Source organism: Pseudonocardia cypriaca (assembly GCF_006717045.1).
Classification (GTDB): domain Bacteria; phylum Actinomycetota; class Actinomycetes; order Mycobacteriales; family Pseudonocardiaceae; genus Pseudonocardia; species Pseudonocardia cypriaca.
Genome location: NZ_VFPH01000001.1, coordinates 2,803,259 through 2,817,881 on the forward strand (window position 1 = coordinate 2,803,259; position 14,623 = coordinate 2,817,881).

Annotated in this window: 13 protein-coding genes; 11 read left to right on the top strand and 2 right to left on the bottom strand. The window is 72.4% G+C overall.

Features of this window, described 5'->3' with window-relative positions:
* The first annotated feature begins 1 nt into the window (after position 1).
* From FB388_RS13375 to FB388_RS39385, 4 genes are all read left to right on the top strand, one after another.
* A complete protein-coding gene (locus FB388_RS13375; protein ID WP_142100814.1) occupies positions 2–1,900 on the top strand; it encodes a heparinase II/III family protein in 1,899 nt (632 codons plus the stop codon).
* Between the two features lie 173 nt (positions 1,901–2,073).
* Entirely contained in the window at positions 2,074–2,574 is a 501-nt protein-coding gene (locus FB388_RS13380) for a hypothetical protein (protein ID WP_211361888.1), read from the top strand.
* 62 nt (positions 2,575–2,636) lie between these two features.
* Complete coding sequence (locus FB388_RS13385) at positions 2,637–3,425, top strand: alpha/beta hydrolase (protein ID WP_142100816.1); 789 nt, start codon at positions 2,637–2,639, stop codon at positions 3,423–3,425.
* A gap of 40 nt (positions 3,426–3,465) precedes the next feature.
* Complete coding sequence (locus FB388_RS39385) at positions 3,466–4,053, top strand: TetR/AcrR family transcriptional regulator (RefSeq protein ID WP_170225596.1); 588 nt, start codon at positions 3,466–3,468, stop codon at positions 4,051–4,053.
* Positions 4,054–4,064: 11 nt separating this feature from the next.
* Here the strand turns inward: FB388_RS39385 and FB388_RS13395 are convergent, their stop codons facing one another.
* Positions 4,065–4,436, bottom strand: coding sequence for a nuclear transport factor 2 family protein (locus tag FB388_RS13395; protein WP_142100818.1), 372 nt, complete (start codon positions 4,434–4,436; stop codon positions 4,065–4,067).
* Between the two features lie 111 nt (positions 4,437–4,547).
* A complete protein-coding gene (locus tag FB388_RS13400; RefSeq protein ID WP_211361889.1) occupies positions 4,548–5,246 on the bottom strand; it encodes a GntR family transcriptional regulator in 699 nt (232 codons plus the stop codon).
* A 246-nt stretch (positions 5,247–5,492) separates the two neighbouring features.
* Between FB388_RS13400 and FB388_RS13405 the strand changes: the two genes are divergently transcribed.
* Genes FB388_RS13405 through FB388_RS13435 form a run of 7 tightly spaced genes read left to right on the top strand, consistent with a single transcriptional unit; the run spans position 5,493 to position 14,582 of the window.
* Complete coding sequence (locus FB388_RS13405; protein ID WP_211361890.1) at positions 5,493–6,470, top strand: carbohydrate ABC transporter permease; 978 nt, start codon at positions 5,493–5,495, stop codon at positions 6,468–6,470.
* A complete protein-coding gene (locus FB388_RS13410; protein WP_142100822.1) occupies positions 6,467–7,342 on the top strand; it encodes a carbohydrate ABC transporter permease in 876 nt (291 codons plus the stop codon). Before FB388_RS13405 ends, FB388_RS13410 begins: the two co-directional genes overlap by 4 nt.
* Before the next feature lie 32 nt (positions 7,343–7,374).
* On the top strand, positions 7,375–8,799 hold the full coding sequence (locus tag FB388_RS13415) for an ABC transporter substrate-binding protein (RefSeq protein WP_142100824.1): 1,425 nt from the start codon (positions 7,375–7,377) through the stop codon (positions 8,797–8,799).
* A 14-nt stretch (positions 8,800–8,813) separates the two neighbouring features.
* Positions 8,814–10,547: a GH39 family glycosyl hydrolase gene (locus FB388_RS13420; protein WP_142100826.1), complete on the top strand. Its 1,734-nt coding sequence runs from the start codon at positions 8,814–8,816 to the stop codon at positions 10,545–10,547.
* On the top strand, positions 10,544–11,989 hold the full coding sequence (locus FB388_RS13425; protein WP_142100828.1) for an NAD-dependent succinate-semialdehyde dehydrogenase: 1,446 nt from the start codon (positions 10,544–10,546) through the stop codon (positions 11,987–11,989). Before FB388_RS13420 ends, FB388_RS13425 begins: the two co-directional genes overlap by 4 nt.
* Positions 11,986–12,894, top strand: coding sequence for a dihydrodipicolinate synthase family protein (locus FB388_RS13430; protein ID WP_211361891.1), 909 nt, complete (start codon positions 11,986–11,988; stop codon positions 12,892–12,894). Before FB388_RS13425 ends, FB388_RS13430 begins: the two co-directional genes overlap by 4 nt.
* Entirely contained in the window at positions 12,891–14,582 is a 1,692-nt protein-coding gene (locus FB388_RS13435) for a dihydroxy-acid dehydratase (RefSeq protein ID WP_142100830.1), read from the top strand. The genes FB388_RS13430 and FB388_RS13435 overlap by 4 nt, the downstream gene beginning before the upstream one ends.
* The last annotated feature ends 41 nt before the right edge of the window (positions 14,583–14,623 follow it).

Below are 14,623 nucleotides of genomic sequence, written 5' to 3' on the forward strand. Positions count from 1 at the left end.
TGTGGAACCGCTCCTGATCGCAGGCCGCCTCGACGAGCTGCGTGCGTCCCTCACCTCGACGCACGCCGCGCAGTGGCGGCGCCTCGCCGAGCAGTGCGACTGGTACCGCGGCCAGACCCCGCCGCCGGAGCACCCCACCGCCAGCATCACCTACTTCGGCCCGGCCGCGGCCAACCTCGCCCTCGCCTACCGGCTCACCGGGCAGCGCGGCTACCTCGACGAGGCGTGGCGCTGGATCGGCACGGCCATCTCGTACCCGCACTGGGGCAAGGCCAAGCTGCCCGACCACGACCTGGACGCGGGCTGGCTGCTGCACGGGCTGTCGCTGGCCTACTCCTGGCTGCGCGACGACCTCCCCGCCGACCGCGCGGCCGCCCTGCGCGCCAAGCTGGAGCTGCAGGGCGAGCGGCTCCACCGGTACGCGGTGGAGACCGAGGGCTCCTGGTGGTCGTCCAGCTTCTGGCAGAACCACAACTGGATCTGCTACGCGGGCCTCGCCACCGCCGGCTACGCCCTCGACCGGCCGGAGTGGACCGCGCGGGCGAGGGACGACTTCGCCCAGGTCCTCGAGCTCATGCCCGCCGACGGGTCCGACTCCGAGGGTGTCGTCTACTGGCGCTACGGCGTGCCGTGGCTCGCGATCTACGTCGACCTGCTCGAACGCACCGAGGGCCTCGACTGGTGGCGGCGCGGGTCGTTCCTCGCCAACACGTTCACCTGGCGGCTGCACCAGTGCGCGCCCGGGTTTCAGGAGAACGTCGACCACGGCGACTGCCACGACCGCCGCAGCGGCCACAGCGTCGCGCTCTACTACAAGCTCGCGTCGGCCTACGGCGACGGGCGGGCCCAGTGGCTCGCGAACCGGGTCGCGGAGCGGCACTTCTGGCGTGAGGCCTACGCCTCGGGCGTCAAGCCGGGCGTGATGCCGGAGGCGTTCTACGAGCTGCTCTGGTACGACCCGGACGTCACCCCCGTCGACCCGACCGCCGAGCCGACCGTCGCCCACTTCCCGGACCTCGGGCAGGTCACCGCCCGCACCTCGTGGGCCGACGACGCCGCGTTCGTCAGCTTCAAGGCCGCCCCCGGCGGCGGGCACACCGCCTGGGAGACGGCCGAGCGGTTCCGTCGCGAGCGTGGCTGGGACACGCTGTCCGCAGGCCACCACCACCCGGACGCAGGCGGGTTCGTGCTCGCCGCGCACGGCGCCTTCCTCGCCGTCGACTGCGGCTACAGCAACGCCAAGCGGGCGGCCGAGCACAACCTCGTGCTGGTCGACGGGCAGGGCTGGGCGGGGGAGGGGCGCTACCACGTCTACAAGGACCTGCCGTTCGAGTCGCAGCCCCGGCTCCGCGACGTGGCGATCGCCGACGGGTGGGTGCACGCGGTGGCCGAGTCGGCGGCGATGTTCGACCCCGCGCTCGGGGTGCGGCGGGTGGACCGCACGCTGGTCGTCACCCCGCGCGGCCGGCTCGTGCTCCTGGACCGGCTCGCCGCCGACGAGCCCCGGGAGTGGACGTTCCTCCTGCATAGCGACTGGCCCGCCGAACCCGTCGACGGCCGGTGGGCGATCCGCTCGGGTTCCGGCCAGGCGTGGCTCACGGCTCTCACCCCGGGCCTGCACGTGGAGCAGGCCGACACGGCGGTCGAGGCGAACCCCACCGGCAGCACCCCCAGCCTGCGCATCACCAAGACACTGCGGACGTTGCGGATCAGCACACCGCGCCGGGCGGAGGCGGTGCTCCTCACCGCCGTCGAACCGACGCACGCGCTGTCCCCGGCGGCCGCCAGCGCCACGGCGCTCCCGGACGGGACGGGCGTCGACTTCGGTGACGAGCAGGTGCGCTTCCCGGAACCCGGCGGCGCGCTGCTGACCGCCGGAGCCAGGGTGACCCGGCTGTGAGCCCGTCCTCCCGGTTGGCGCCCCTCGCCCCATCCGACGAACGGCGCGTTCGTCGGATAGGTACCGACGAACGCGCCGTTCGTCGGAACGGGGAGGGGTCGGGGTGGGCCGGGGCTGCCCTGCGGGGACTCGAGTTCGTCGCCTATCCGGCTCTCGCCGGCGTCGCCTTCTGCGTGCTCGCTGTCGGGGTGGTGACCTGGCTGCCTGCGCTCGCGGCGGTGGCGGCCGCCCTGGATCGGTGGCAGCGCGACGGGGACAGCCGCGTCTTCACCGGCGTGCTCGGGGCGTTCCCGCGGTTCTGGCGGGCGCTGTGGCGGCACGCGCTGGTGGCCACCGCGGCACCGGTGGCGATGCTCTGCGCGATCGCGTTCCTCGCCGGGCGGCCCGAGCCGGTGGCGATCCCGCTGATCGCGGTGCAGGTGGGCGGCCTCGCCGCGTTCGCCGTCTACCACCTGGCGCTGGCCGTCGTGGCGGGTCACGACCCCGCCGACGCGGCGTCGTGGCGCCGCCGCGCCCTCGTGCTCGCGTTCGGCTCCCCGCGCCGCGGCCTCACGCTGCTCGCCGCCGTGGTGCTCGCACCGGTGCTGGCGCTCCCGCTCGCCGTCGGCCCGCTGCTCTTCGGTCCGAGCCTCCCGGTGCTGTGCGGCCTCGCGTTCCTGGAAAAGCGCGGTTGAACTGTTTTCGCTGGTGGCGTAAGCAATTCCGGGCACGTGGTCCGCGCACTTAGCGTGGCCGCATGCACTCACCGATCACGGGCACGGCCGCCGGCGTGCCCTTCACCGCGCTGCCGCCCGCCGACGGCGGCGCAGCGCCGCTGATCGTCACCTGGCACATGCTGGACGCGCCGCGGTCGGACGCCGCATTCGCCGCCGCGCTGCCGATGCACGACGTGCCCGCGTGGCGGGTGCACCTCGGCATGCCGATGTGCGGGGCGCGCATGGTCGACGGCAAGACGGACGCGATCGTGGAGCTGTTCCAGAAAGATCCGGTCAAGTTGTTCCTGCACCCGTTCGTCCGGCAGGCGACCGAGGAGCTCCCGGCCGCGCTGGAGTCGATCCGGGCGCAGTTGCCGGTCGGCGACGGCCCGATCGGCGTCCTCGGGGGCTCGCTGGGTGGGGCCGTTGCGCTGCGCGTCCTCGCGGAGACGGACATCCCGGTCTTCGCGGGTGCGGTCGTGAACGGCGCCATCCGGATGCGGTCGGTCGTCGAACTGTTCCCCGGCGACTACCCGTACGACGCCGAGACCGAGGAGATCGTCGACAGCCTGGACTTCGTCGCCAAGGCGGCCACCATCGCCGATCGTGCACCGCTGCTGGTCGTCAGCGGCGAGCTGGACCACCCGGGGTTGCGGGCCGACGCGCTCAGCTTCGTGGAGGCGGCGGGGGAACGGGCCGAGCTGCTGTCGATCCCCGGCCTGGCCCACCCGCTGGCCGAGGAGCCGGGCATCGAGCCCGCGCCACAGCTGCCGGTGGCCCGCGAGGTCGACGCCGCCCTGACGACGTGGTTCCGCCGACGCCTCGGCTAACGTCGGGGTCGAAGGGTCGGCTCAGGGTGGAGGGGGACGGGTGCCACGGGTCAGCGAGCAACACCTCGCGGCGCGTCGCCAGCAGATCCTGGACGCGGCCGCCGGCCTGTTCGCCGAGCGTGGTTTCGCCCGCACCAGCATGAGCGACGTCGTCCGCGAGTCGGGCCTGTCGATGGGTGCCGTGTACCGGTACTTCCCGAGCAAGGCCGACCTGGTGATCGCGGTCGGGGAGGGACGGGGCGGCGAGGTGGACGGCGAGTTCCCCGCCGAACGCGCTCGCGACCTGCTGGCCCGCCTCGCAGCGCTGGTCGGGCCCGGCAGCAGCCATGCGCGTCTGTCCGTGCAGGTGTGGGGGGAAGCGGCGGTCGAGCCCGATCTCGCGGCGAAGGTCGTGCCGATCCATCGCAGGCTCGAGAGCCACCTCGCACAGCTCCTGCGCACCGAAGAAGGTCCCGGGTCCGCAGGCCGGGACTGCGACGCCGTCGCCCAGGTCGCGCTCGCCGCGGTCATCGGGATGGCCGCACTGGTCGCAGCCGGTGTGCCGGTCGACGAGCGCCGGTTCGTCGACGTCCTGACGGAGCTCGTCGACGTCCCGTCCGAGGCATCGCGGGACCGCGGCGACCGCTGACGGCCGGGTCGTCAGCCGGCGGCGGGACCGGCGACCGGGGCGAGGTAGAACCGCGTCGACGCGATCCGGCCGTCGCGTGTGCTCATGATGACGGGGCCGCACAGGAGCGCAGGAGCACCAGCGGGACCGGTGCCGGTCATCTCCCACTCCGACCAGAGCTCGGCTCCGCCTGCAGCTCGGCGGATCACCCGCGCGTTCAGGTCCGGTAGACGTTCGAAGAGGGCGGCCCAGTTGTCGGCCACGCGGTCCGAGCCGACGAAGCTCTCCGCGGGACGGTGCGGCACCTCGCAGCGGTAGTCCGCGGTGAAGCAGTCCGCGACCTGCCGCGGGTCGTGGGAGTTGATGGCGTCGCGAAGGCGCTCCACCGGGTCCTGCATGGTCATCTCGGCTGGCTCCTCGTCAGGGGTGGGCCGGCCGTCCCGACCCGCAGGCACTATAAAGCGAGCGCTCGCTCGGTAAGAATCGGGAGCCTGCGACGCCTCTGGGGAGCGGGCTCAGACGTCGGCTGCCGCCGATTCCGTGCGAGCGGCCTTCAGGCGGTCGTAGGCGCCGACCAGGTGCTTGTCGATCACCGTGATGGCGGCGCCGACGTCGCCGGCCGCGATGATGTCGCGCACGGCTCGGTGCTCGGGGTGGGCGATCTCGTGGAAGTCACGCCGGGCGAGGTGGCGGTCGTGCAGGAACATCGCGATCTGGCTGCGGATCTGCTGCCACGAGCGCTCCAGCCGCGAGTGCTCGGCCGCGTGGACGAGCACGTCGTGGAAGGCGAGGTCGAGCTCGACGGCCAGCGCGGGGGAGTAGCCGGCGTCGAGCTGCTGCATCCGGTCGAGGATGGCGTCGAGCTCGGCGAGGTGGTCCGCGGTGAGCCGGCCGCACGCGCGCTCCACGGCGAGCCGCTCCAGCGCGCGCCGGAGTGTGTAGACCTCCTCGGCGTCCTCGGTGGTGAGCGTGATGACCTGGGCGCCGCGGTGGCGGCGCAGCACCACGAGGCCCTCCCGCGCGAGCTCGACCAGCGCCTCGCGGACCGGCCCGCGGCTCATGCCGAGGGCGGCGGCGAGCTCGGCCTCCCGCAGGTGCTCGCCCTGGGGGAGCACGCCCGTCGTGATCATCTGCCGGATCGCGGGCACCACTGTGGCCGACAGCGCAGGGCTGGGTTGGGTCTCGATGGTGAGTTGTTCGAGTGGCCCAGGCACAGTCTCCCCCTTGCGTTCGCAACCCCGTAGATTGTTAACAATTGACTTTTTGCTACCTCCCGACCAGGCTACCGGCAGATCGGCAGTCACTCGACGAGGAGGGCGCGATGGCCACCCGCCCCGATGCCCTCCCGCTGCCGGCCGGCGCCGGGGCGAACCGCCCCGTCCCGGTCGACTGAACATCCCGCGTGAGAAGACGACGGAAGCCGGCGCAGCTTGTGAGCGCTCACACTCCGGAGGCCACCGATGGCGAAATCGACTCTGGCCGACCCGCCCGTCATGACCTCGACGGCTGAGCCCCTGAGGCCCGCCCCGGTCCGAGGCGTTCACCTCCGCCGCCGGAACCTGTGGATCTGGGCGTTCCTCATGCCCACGGTGGTGCTGTACGGCCTGTACACGATCTACCCGATCGTCGCGAGCTACTGGTACTCGCTGGTCGAGTGGAACGGGTTCGAGTCCGAGCAGCGCTTCGTGGGGATCAGCAACTACGAGGCGGTCCTCGCCGATCCGGGGTTCTGGAACTCGGTGTGGGTCACCGTGGTCTTCATGCTGCTCGTGGCGCCGGCGAGGATCATCCTCAGCCTCCTGCTCGCGATCGTGCTCAACTCGCCGAAGCTGCCGTTCGCCGCGCTGTTCCGGACGGTCTACTTCCTCCCGGTCGTGACGACGACGGCGATCGTCGGGGTCGTCATGCAGTTCGTCTTCGACCCGGCGAGCGGGCCCGTCAACGCCGCTCTGCAGACGCTCGGGCAGTCCAGGGGGATCAACTTCCTCGGTGAGTCCGGACTCGCGCTGCTGACCGTCTCGGCCGTCTACGTCTGGAAGTTCTTCGGGATCACGATGATCTACTGGCTGGCGGCCCTGCAGACGATCCCACGCGATCTCCTGGAGGCCGCGAAGATCGACGGGGCGTCGGCGGTGCAGACGTTCCGGCACATCACGCTGCCCCTGCTGATGCCCTTCCTGATCATCATCACCGTGCTGACCGTCGAGGACACGTTCCGCGCCTTCGACCTGATGCAGACGATGACCGGCGGGGGCCCGTTCTTCAGCACCGAGGTCATCGAGATCTACATCTACCGCTGGGCCTTCGCCGCCTCGATCCCGCAGCTGGGGTTCGCATCGGCGGCCGCGGTGCTGTTCGGCCTGTTCGTGATGGTGTTCGGGTTCTTCCAGCTGTGGGCGGTGTACGCCGCCCGGCGCCTGAGGGTGGAGACACGATGATCGCGACGCACCCGGCGCCCCGCCGCGCCAGCAGCCTCCGTGACCTGTTCCGACGCGTCCCGTGGTGGGGCACGGTCCTGCTGCTGACGCTCCTCGCGCTGCTGTGGATCTACCCCTTCGTGTGGATGGTGTCGGCCTCGCTGAAGAGCTCCACCGAGGTGTTCAGCGGCGGCGTGAGCCTGTGGCCCGAGGTGTTCGTCTGGGAGAACTACGCCCGGGCGTGGGACGACGCCGGGTTCGGCCGCTACATGCTGAACACGGTGATCGTGACGGTGGCGACGGTCGTGATCGTCGTCGTCCGCTGCGCGCTGTGCGGGTACGTGCTGGGCCGCTACCGGTTCCCGGGGTCGAGGCTGATCGTCGGGATCCTGGTCGCCACGCTGTTCGTGCCGACCGGCTACACGATCATCCCGATCGTCAAGCTGTCGATGGAGCTGGGCGTCCTCAACTCGCTCACGGGGATGATCCTCGCCCTCGGCGGCGCGGCGAACGTGTCCTTCATCCTGATCTACGCCGGCTACTTCCGGCAGCTCCCGAAGGAGCTCGAGGAAGCGGCGATCATGGACGGCGCCGGTTTCCTCCGGGTTTTCTGGACGATCATGCTGCCGCTGTCGATGCCGGTCACGGCCACGGTCGCCCTGCTGACGTTCCTGGCCACCTGGAACGCCTTCTTCCTGCCGCTCGTCTTCTCGTTCAGCCGCCCGGAGCTGCGGACCCTGAGCGTTGGGATGCAGGCGTTCGTGGGGGAGAACGCCACCGACTGGTCGGGAATGGCCGCCGCCGGTGTCATCTCGATCGTCCCCATCGTGGCGCTCTTCCTGTTCCTGCAGCGCTACTTCGTCGAAGGCATCGCAGGCGCCGTCAAGTCCTGATGATCCCGACTAGCACTCAACGAGGAGTAGATATGTCCGGAATCAGCCGCCGAGCCTTCCTCGGCGCCGGCGGTGCCCTCGCCGCCACCACGCTGCTCGCCGCCTGCGGAGGCGGGTCGGGCGGATCCGGTGGCGGGGGCGGGCTGCGGTGGTGGGACCACTACAGCGCGCTGCAGAACTTCCACAAGGACTGGGCCGAACGCCAGTCCCAGGCCTTGGGCGTCGGCGTCGACTACACCTACAACGACGTGACGCGTGCGTCCGAGGCACTGCAGCTGGCCAACCAGAGCAAGCAGCTGCCGGACGTCTACACGAACATCCTCAACATCCCGCTCGCCGCACTGGTGCGGGAGGGGTGGGTCCACGAGCTGGCCCTCTCCGACGAGGTGAAGGCGCGTCTGCCGGAGGGGGCGCTCACCGAGGGCATCACGAACATCGACGGCAAGGTGTACGGGCTGCCGCTGTTCGCCTTCCGCCAGTACTCGGCGGCCACCTGGTTCAACCGCGACATCGTGGCCGCGGCCGGGATCGACCCGGCGAACCCGCCCACCAGCTACGACGCCTACCGCGACGCGTGCACGCGGATCTCGGCGAGCGGCACCGCGCCGATGATGCTCGCGCTCGGTGGCAAGGCGCGGATGGGCGAGCAGATCAACGACATGGCGTGCGCCGCAGGATTCCCGGGGTTCGAGGGGCTGGTGTTCGCCACCGGCGAGTTCGCCTTCCACCACGACGCGTACGTGACCGCCATCGAGTTCTGGAAGGAGCTGAACGACACCCGCCTGATCGTCCCGGGCGCGATCAACTTCACCGTTGCCAACGCGCGCACCCGCTGGGCAGCCGGTACGGCCGGCTTCTTCCCGGACGGGCCGTGGTGCGCGGGCGGGGTGAGGGCCGTCAACCCGGAGTTCGTGCCCACCATGGAGGTCGGGCCCATCCTCACCCCCGAGCCGGGCGCGCAGCCCGTCGTCTACCGCGGGGCGCCGGCCTCGCAGATCTTCGTGGCCGGCAACACCAAGGACGCCGCGCACGCCACGGCGCTCGTCAGCTCCTTCACCACGCCCGAGTACCACGCCGGCCTCGCCGCCGGCATGGACCAGCCGCCGCTGGACCTCGACATCGTCGCGACCGCGGACGTCACGGAGCCGTACCGGCGGGTGATCGGGTTCTTCACCGAGCAGGTGAAGCGCATGCCGGAGCCCGTGGTGCGCAACCCGCAGGTCGCAGCCGTCCAGGCCCTGCAGGCGCCCATCAGCCCCGACCTCGGCGACATCGTCCAGGGCTACCTCGGAGGCGACATCCCGGACCTGCGTGCCGCCCTCCGCCAGCTCAGCGACGCCTACACCGCCGACCGGGACAACGCGCTGCAGAAGGCCGTCGCCGAAGGCGCCCAGGTCTCCGCGGACGACTGGGCGTTCCCGGACTGGCAGCCCGGCACCGACTACGTCTACGCCTGACCGGAAAGGGAGACATGACAGACCAGAACAGCTCGCCGAGCGCCGTGCAGGCGCTGCGCCACGCCCCGTCGGACCCCGACGCTCCGCACGTGCGGCGGGCCGAGGTGCGGGTCGACGCGCGCGACGACCGAGGCGTGCTGCCGCGTCCGTGGGCGAGCCTCGGGTACGACGAGATCAACTGGACCTACACGCCGCAGGGCAAGCGGACGCTGAAGACGATCGGCTCGTTCGCCGAGACCGCGTACCACGTGCGCCCGCACTACGTCTTCAACAGCGGCACGGGGCTCGGGCTGCCGCACTGGGGTGCCGGGAACGTCTACCACGAGGACGCCGACGGCAACCCGTTCTACGACTTCACGATCGCCGACCTCACCTACGACACGATCGTCGGGGCCGGGCACCACCCGCTCGTCGAGCTGGCCTTCACCCCGCGGGCGCTGGTGCCCGAGGAGCGGGCGAAGGCCGACTTCGCGTTCACGCCCAGCCCCACGCTCTACAGCGAGTACGAGGCCGGCTGGTGGTCCTACCCGCCGAAGGACTACGCGAAGTGGGGCGGCCTCGTCGCCGCGCTCGCGGAGCACTGCCGCGACCGCTACGGCGCCGACGAGGTGTCGCACTGGCTGTGGGAGCTGTGGAACGAGCCCGACATCTCCTACTGGCGCGGCACGCCGGAGGAGTTCCACGAGCTGTACGCGGTGACGGCCGCCGCGGTGCGCAGCGTCCTGCCGCAGGCGCGGGTCGGCGGGCCCGCCGTGACCGGCGGCGATCAGGGCGCCGTGTTCCTGCGCGGCTTCCTCGCCGCGTGCGCGGACCGGGACCTCCCGCTGGACTTCGTCTCGTTCCACACCAAGGGCGCGCACTTCACCCCGTGGCGCACCTACGGCCCGATCGGCGCCCCGGCACCGGAGCAGCAGTCGCCGTCGACGACGAAGATGCTGCGCGAGATCGACAGGGCGCTCGCGGTGATCGAGGAGTTCCCGCAGTACACCGGCCTGCCCGCGATCGTCGACGAGTGCGACGCGTCGGTGCCCGCCCACTGGGGTGTGTACGACAACCCGAACTTCGCCTACCGCAACACCGAGTACTACCCGGTGTTCCAGGTCAAGCTCATGAAGAAGGTCCTCGACCTGAACGCGCGGCGCACCGCGCAAGTGGCCGAGGCGACGACGTGGAGCTTCTCCATGGAGGGGGAGCGCTACTTCGAGGGCACCCGCAGCTTCGTCACGGCGTCGGGCATCGAGAAGCCGTTGATGAACGCCTACCGCGCCCTCGCGCACCTGGGCGACCGCAGGATCGCGGCGAGCTCCGACGCCGCCGTCGCGGTCGACGACCTCTCCGCCCTGGGCGCGGGCCTGGCCGAAGAGGTGGACGTGCTGGCCTCGGCCGGCTCCACCGACGGGAGCGTCGCCGTGCTCGTGTGGCGGCACGCCGACGACCAGTACGCCGTCGACGACGACCCGACCGTGGTCGACCTCCGGGTCGACGGCCTGGCCGCGGGCGAGTGGACGCTCTCGCACTGGCGGATCGACGCGGGCCACAGCAACAGCCACACCGTGTGGCAGGACCTCGGCGCCCCGCAGGAGCCGACGCCGGAGCAGCTGGCCACGATCGCCGACCGGCAGGGCCTCGAGCGCTACGCCGACGACACGACCGTCGCGGTGGAGGACGGGCAGGGTCTGTCGCTCACCGTGGAGCTGCCGCTGCCGGCGGTGAGCCTGCTCGTGCTCGTGCCGGGTGCCGCCTCGTGAGCGGGGTGCCGGAGCGGCTGTTCGTCGGGGGCGTGTGGCGCGACGCCTCCGACGGCCGGACGATCGACGTCCACGACCCGGCCACCGGGGACGTGGTCGCCCGGGTGCCCAACGCGGCCGACGACGACCTCGACGACGTGCTCGCCGCCGCGGCGGCCGGGTTCGCGACCTGGCGGCGGACCGCCCCGGCCGAGCGCGCCGCCGTCCTGCGGCGGGCGGCGCTGTTGCTGGCCGAGCGCGCGGAGGAGGTCGCGGCCGTCCTGACCCAGGAGCAGGGCAAGCCACTGGCGGAGGCGCGGGCCGAGGTGCGGCAGGCGGGCGAGTACTTCGACTGGTTCGCAGGCGAGGCCGTGCGCTCCTACGGGCGGGTGCTCGCCACCGAGCCAGGGCGCCGGTCCTGGGTGGAGCGCCGCCCGGTCGGGCCCGTGGCGGCGTTCACCGCCTGGAACTTCCCGGCCTCGCTGCCGGCCCGCAAGCTCGCCCCGGCCGTCGCGTACGGGTGCAGCATCGTGCTGTGCCCGGCCGTGGAGGCGCCACGCACGGCGATGGCGCTGGTCGCGGCGTTGCAGGACGCGGGCGTGCCGGACGGCGTGGTCAACCTGGTCACCGGCGACCCGCCGCGGGTGAGCACCCACCTGATCGCGTCGCCGACCATCTCGAAGATCACGCTGACCGGGTCGGTGCCCGTGGGGCAGGAGCTCGTGCGCCTGTCGGCCACGCACCTGCAGCCACTGACCCTCGAGCTGGGCGGCCACGCGCCGGTGCTGGTGCTCGACGACCTCGACGACGAGGCGGTGGAGCGGGCCGCGGCGACCGTGGTGCGGGCGAAGTTCCGCAACGCCGGGCAGGTCTGCGTCTCGCCGAGCCGGATCTTCGTCCAGGACGGTGTGCACGACCGGTTCGTCGCCGCCGTCCTGGACCGGGTGGCGGAGCTGCGGGTCGGCCCGGGGGCGGACCCGGACACCGACGTCGGGCCCCTCGCCAACGAGCGGCGGCGGGCGGCGGTGGCCGAGCTCGTCGACAAGGCGGCGGCCGACGGCGCCGCTGTGCGGTGCGGCGGCCGGGTCCCCGACGGGCCGGGCTGGTTCTACCCGCCGACCGTCCTCACCGACGTCCCGCCCGGTGCCGCGTTGCTCGCCGAGGAACCGTTCGGCCCGATCCTGCCGGTCCTGCGGTTCACCGACCTCGACGAGGGTCTCGCCCGCGCTGGCCACGTGCCCTACGGGCTCGCCGCCTACGTGTTCACCTGCGACCTGGCCAGGGCCGACACCGTGGTCGCAGGGCTCGACGTCGGCATGATCGGGGTGAACGAGACGGCGCTCGCGTCCGCGGCGTCCCCGTTCGGCGGGGTGCACCTGTCGGGTTACGGTCGCGAGGGGGGTACGGAGAGCCTGGAGGCCTACACCGTGGCCACCGCAGTCACGACGAAAGGAACTCCGTGACATTCGAGAAGCTCGCCCCTGGGGTGTGGGGGGTCCTCGCCACACCGCTCACCCCGGACGGCTCCGCGGTCGACACCGATTCCCTCGCGGGGCAGGTGGAGCACTACGTCCGGATCGGGGCAACCGGGCTCACCGTGCTCGGGGTCTTCGGGGAGGCGGCCCGGCTCACCCCGGACGAGCGACGCACCGTGGTGCGGACGGCCGCGAAGGCGGCCGGTGAGCTGCCGATGGTGATCGGGCTGTCCGCGCTGGATGCCGAGGCGGCCTGTGCCGAGGCGGAGAACGTGCTCGACGTGCTGGACCGCGCGCCGGCCGGGCTGATGGTGCAGGTGGGCTCGCCCGACCCGGACGCCGTGGCCGCCCAGGTCAACTCGGTGGCCGAGCGCACCGGGCAGGGGATCGTCGTGCAGGACTACCCCGTGGTCAGCGGGGTGTCCATCGCGACGGACGACCTGGTCGCGGCCGTGCGGCAGATCCCGGCGGCGGTTGCCGTGAAGTCGGAGTCGTCGCCGAGCCCGCCCGCCGTCGCCACTCTGGTGGCCGGGCTGGACGTGCCGGTGTTCGGCGGGCTCGGTGGCACCGGCCTGCTCGACGAGCTCGCCGTCGGTTCCGCGGGGGCGATGACCGGGTTCTCGGTGCCCGAGGGCCTGATCGCCTGCGTCGGCGCGTTCCGGGACGGCGGGTTCTCGGCCGCCCGCGAGGTGTGGCGGGACTACCTGCCGCTGGTCAACTTCGAGTTCCAGTCGGGCATCGCGCTCTCCCTGCGCAAGCACAGCTTCGTGCACCGCGGGCTCATCGCCGCGCCCGCGGTGCGCCCGCCCGCCCCGCCCGCCCCGGAACCGCTGCTCCCCGTGCTGCTGGAGCACCTGCGCCACACGCCCCACGCGCTGCGGGTCGCTTCGTGAACGGTCTCGATCGCGGCTTCGCGAACTACGGCGACGTGGCGTTCTCGCGGTTCCTGCGCCGCAGCTTCCTGCACGCGAGCGGGCGCTCCCCGGAGTCCCTCGACCGTCCGGTGATCGGGATCGCGACGTCGCCGAGCGACTTCAACCCCTGCCACCGGGCGCTGCCGGAGCTGGTGACGTCCGTCGAGCGCGGGATCCTCTCCGCGGGCGGTCTGCCGATGGCGTTCCCGACGATCTCGCTCGGCGAGAGCTTCCTGACCCCCACCTCGATGGTGTTCCGCAACCTCATGGCCATGGACGTCGAGGAGATGGTGCGGGCGCAGCCGATGGACGCGGTCGTGCTGGTCGGCGGCTGCGACAAGACGGTGCCGGCGCAGCTCATGGGTGCGTTCTCGGCGGGCCGCCCGGCGATCCAGCTGGTCACCGGGCCGATGTCCACCGGCCGCTACCACGGCGAGCGGTTGGGTGCCTGCACCGACTGCCGCCGGTTCTGGGCCCGCTACCGCGCCGGCGAGGTCGACGACGTCGAGATCGCCGAGGTGGAGCGCAACCTCGCCACCACCGCGGGCACCTGCGCGGTGATGGGCACCGCCAGCACGATGGCCTGCATCGTCGAGGCGCTGGGGATGGCCCTGCCCGGCAGCGCCACCGCGCCCGCCGTGCACGCCGACCGGCTGCGGGTCGGCGAGGCGACCGGCGCGGCGGCGGTGGAGATCGCCCGCGCCGGGCGCACCCCGGACCAGGTGGTCACGCCGGCGTCGGTACGCAACGCGCTGCGCGTGCTGCTCGCGATCGGTGGCTCGACGAACGCGCTCGTCCACCTCACCGCAGTGGCCGGGCGACTCGGCCTGCGCATCGACCCGGACGAGCTGAACGCCCTGAGCGACACCACCCCGGTCCTCGTGGAGCTCAAGCCCACCGGCGACCACTACATGGAGGACCTGCACGCCTCCGGTGGTCTCGCCGCCGTCCTGCACGAGCTGCGGGACCTGCTCGACCTGTCGGCCCCGACCGTCACGGGGAAGACGCTCGGCGACCTGCTCGGCGAGGGGCCGCGCTGGGTGGACCGGTCCGTCGTCCGCCCGCTCTCCGACCCCGCGCGCCCGGTGGGTGGCCTGGTCTGGTTGCGGGGATCCCTCGCGCCGCAGGGCGCGGTGATCAAGCGGTCGGCCGCCGACCCCGCGCTCTTCGAGACCACCGGCCGGGCCGTCGTGTTCACCTCGCTCGAGGATCTCGCCGCCCGCATCGACGACCCCGACCTGGACGTCACCCCCGACGACGTCCTCGTGCTGCAGAACGCCGGTCCGCGCGGCGCCGGCATGCCCGAGGCGGGCTACCTGCCGATCCCGGGCAAGCTCGCCCGCGCAGGCGTCAAGGACATGGTGCGCATCTCCGACGCCCGGATGAGCGGCACCGCGTACGGCACGATCGTCCTGCACGTCACGCCCGAGGCCGCGATCGGCGGCCCGCTCGCGCTGGTGCGCACCGGCGACCGCATCCGGCTCTCGGTGAGCGAGGCCCGCCTCGACCTCCTCGTCGACGAGGCGGAGCTGGCCCGCCGCCGCGAGGCGCTCCCACCGCCCCCACCCGGCCCGGCGACGGGTTACGGAAGGCTGTTCCACGAACGGGTGCTGGGCGCCGACCAGGGCTGCGACCTGGACTTCTGCGTCCCACCCGCGCTCTCCTGATCCGACGAACGGCGCGCTCGTCGGTTAGGTTCCGACGAACG

Coding starts and splice junctions, on each gene's coding strand:
- FB388_RS13385 (WP_142100816.1), top strand. CDS start 2,637: ATGCACTCACCGATCACGGGCACGGCCGCCGGCGTGCCCTTCACCGCG.
- FB388_RS13420 (WP_142100826.1), top strand. CDS start 8,814: ATGACAGACCAGAACAGCTCGCCGAGCGCCGTGCAGGCGCTGCGCCAC.
- FB388_RS13405 (WP_211361890.1), top strand. CDS start 5,493: ATGGCGAAATCGACTCTGGCCGACCCGCCCGTCATGACCTCGACGGCT.
- FB388_RS13410 (WP_142100822.1), top strand. CDS start 6,467: ATGATCGCGACGCACCCGGCGCCCCGCCGCGCCAGCAGCCTCCGTGAC.
- FB388_RS13415 (WP_142100824.1), top strand. CDS start 7,375: ATGTCCGGAATCAGCCGCCGAGCCTTCCTCGGCGCCGGCGGTGCCCTC.
- FB388_RS13395 (WP_142100818.1), bottom strand. CDS start 4,436: ATGACCATGCAGGACCCGGTGGAGCGCCTTCGCGACGCCATCAACTCC.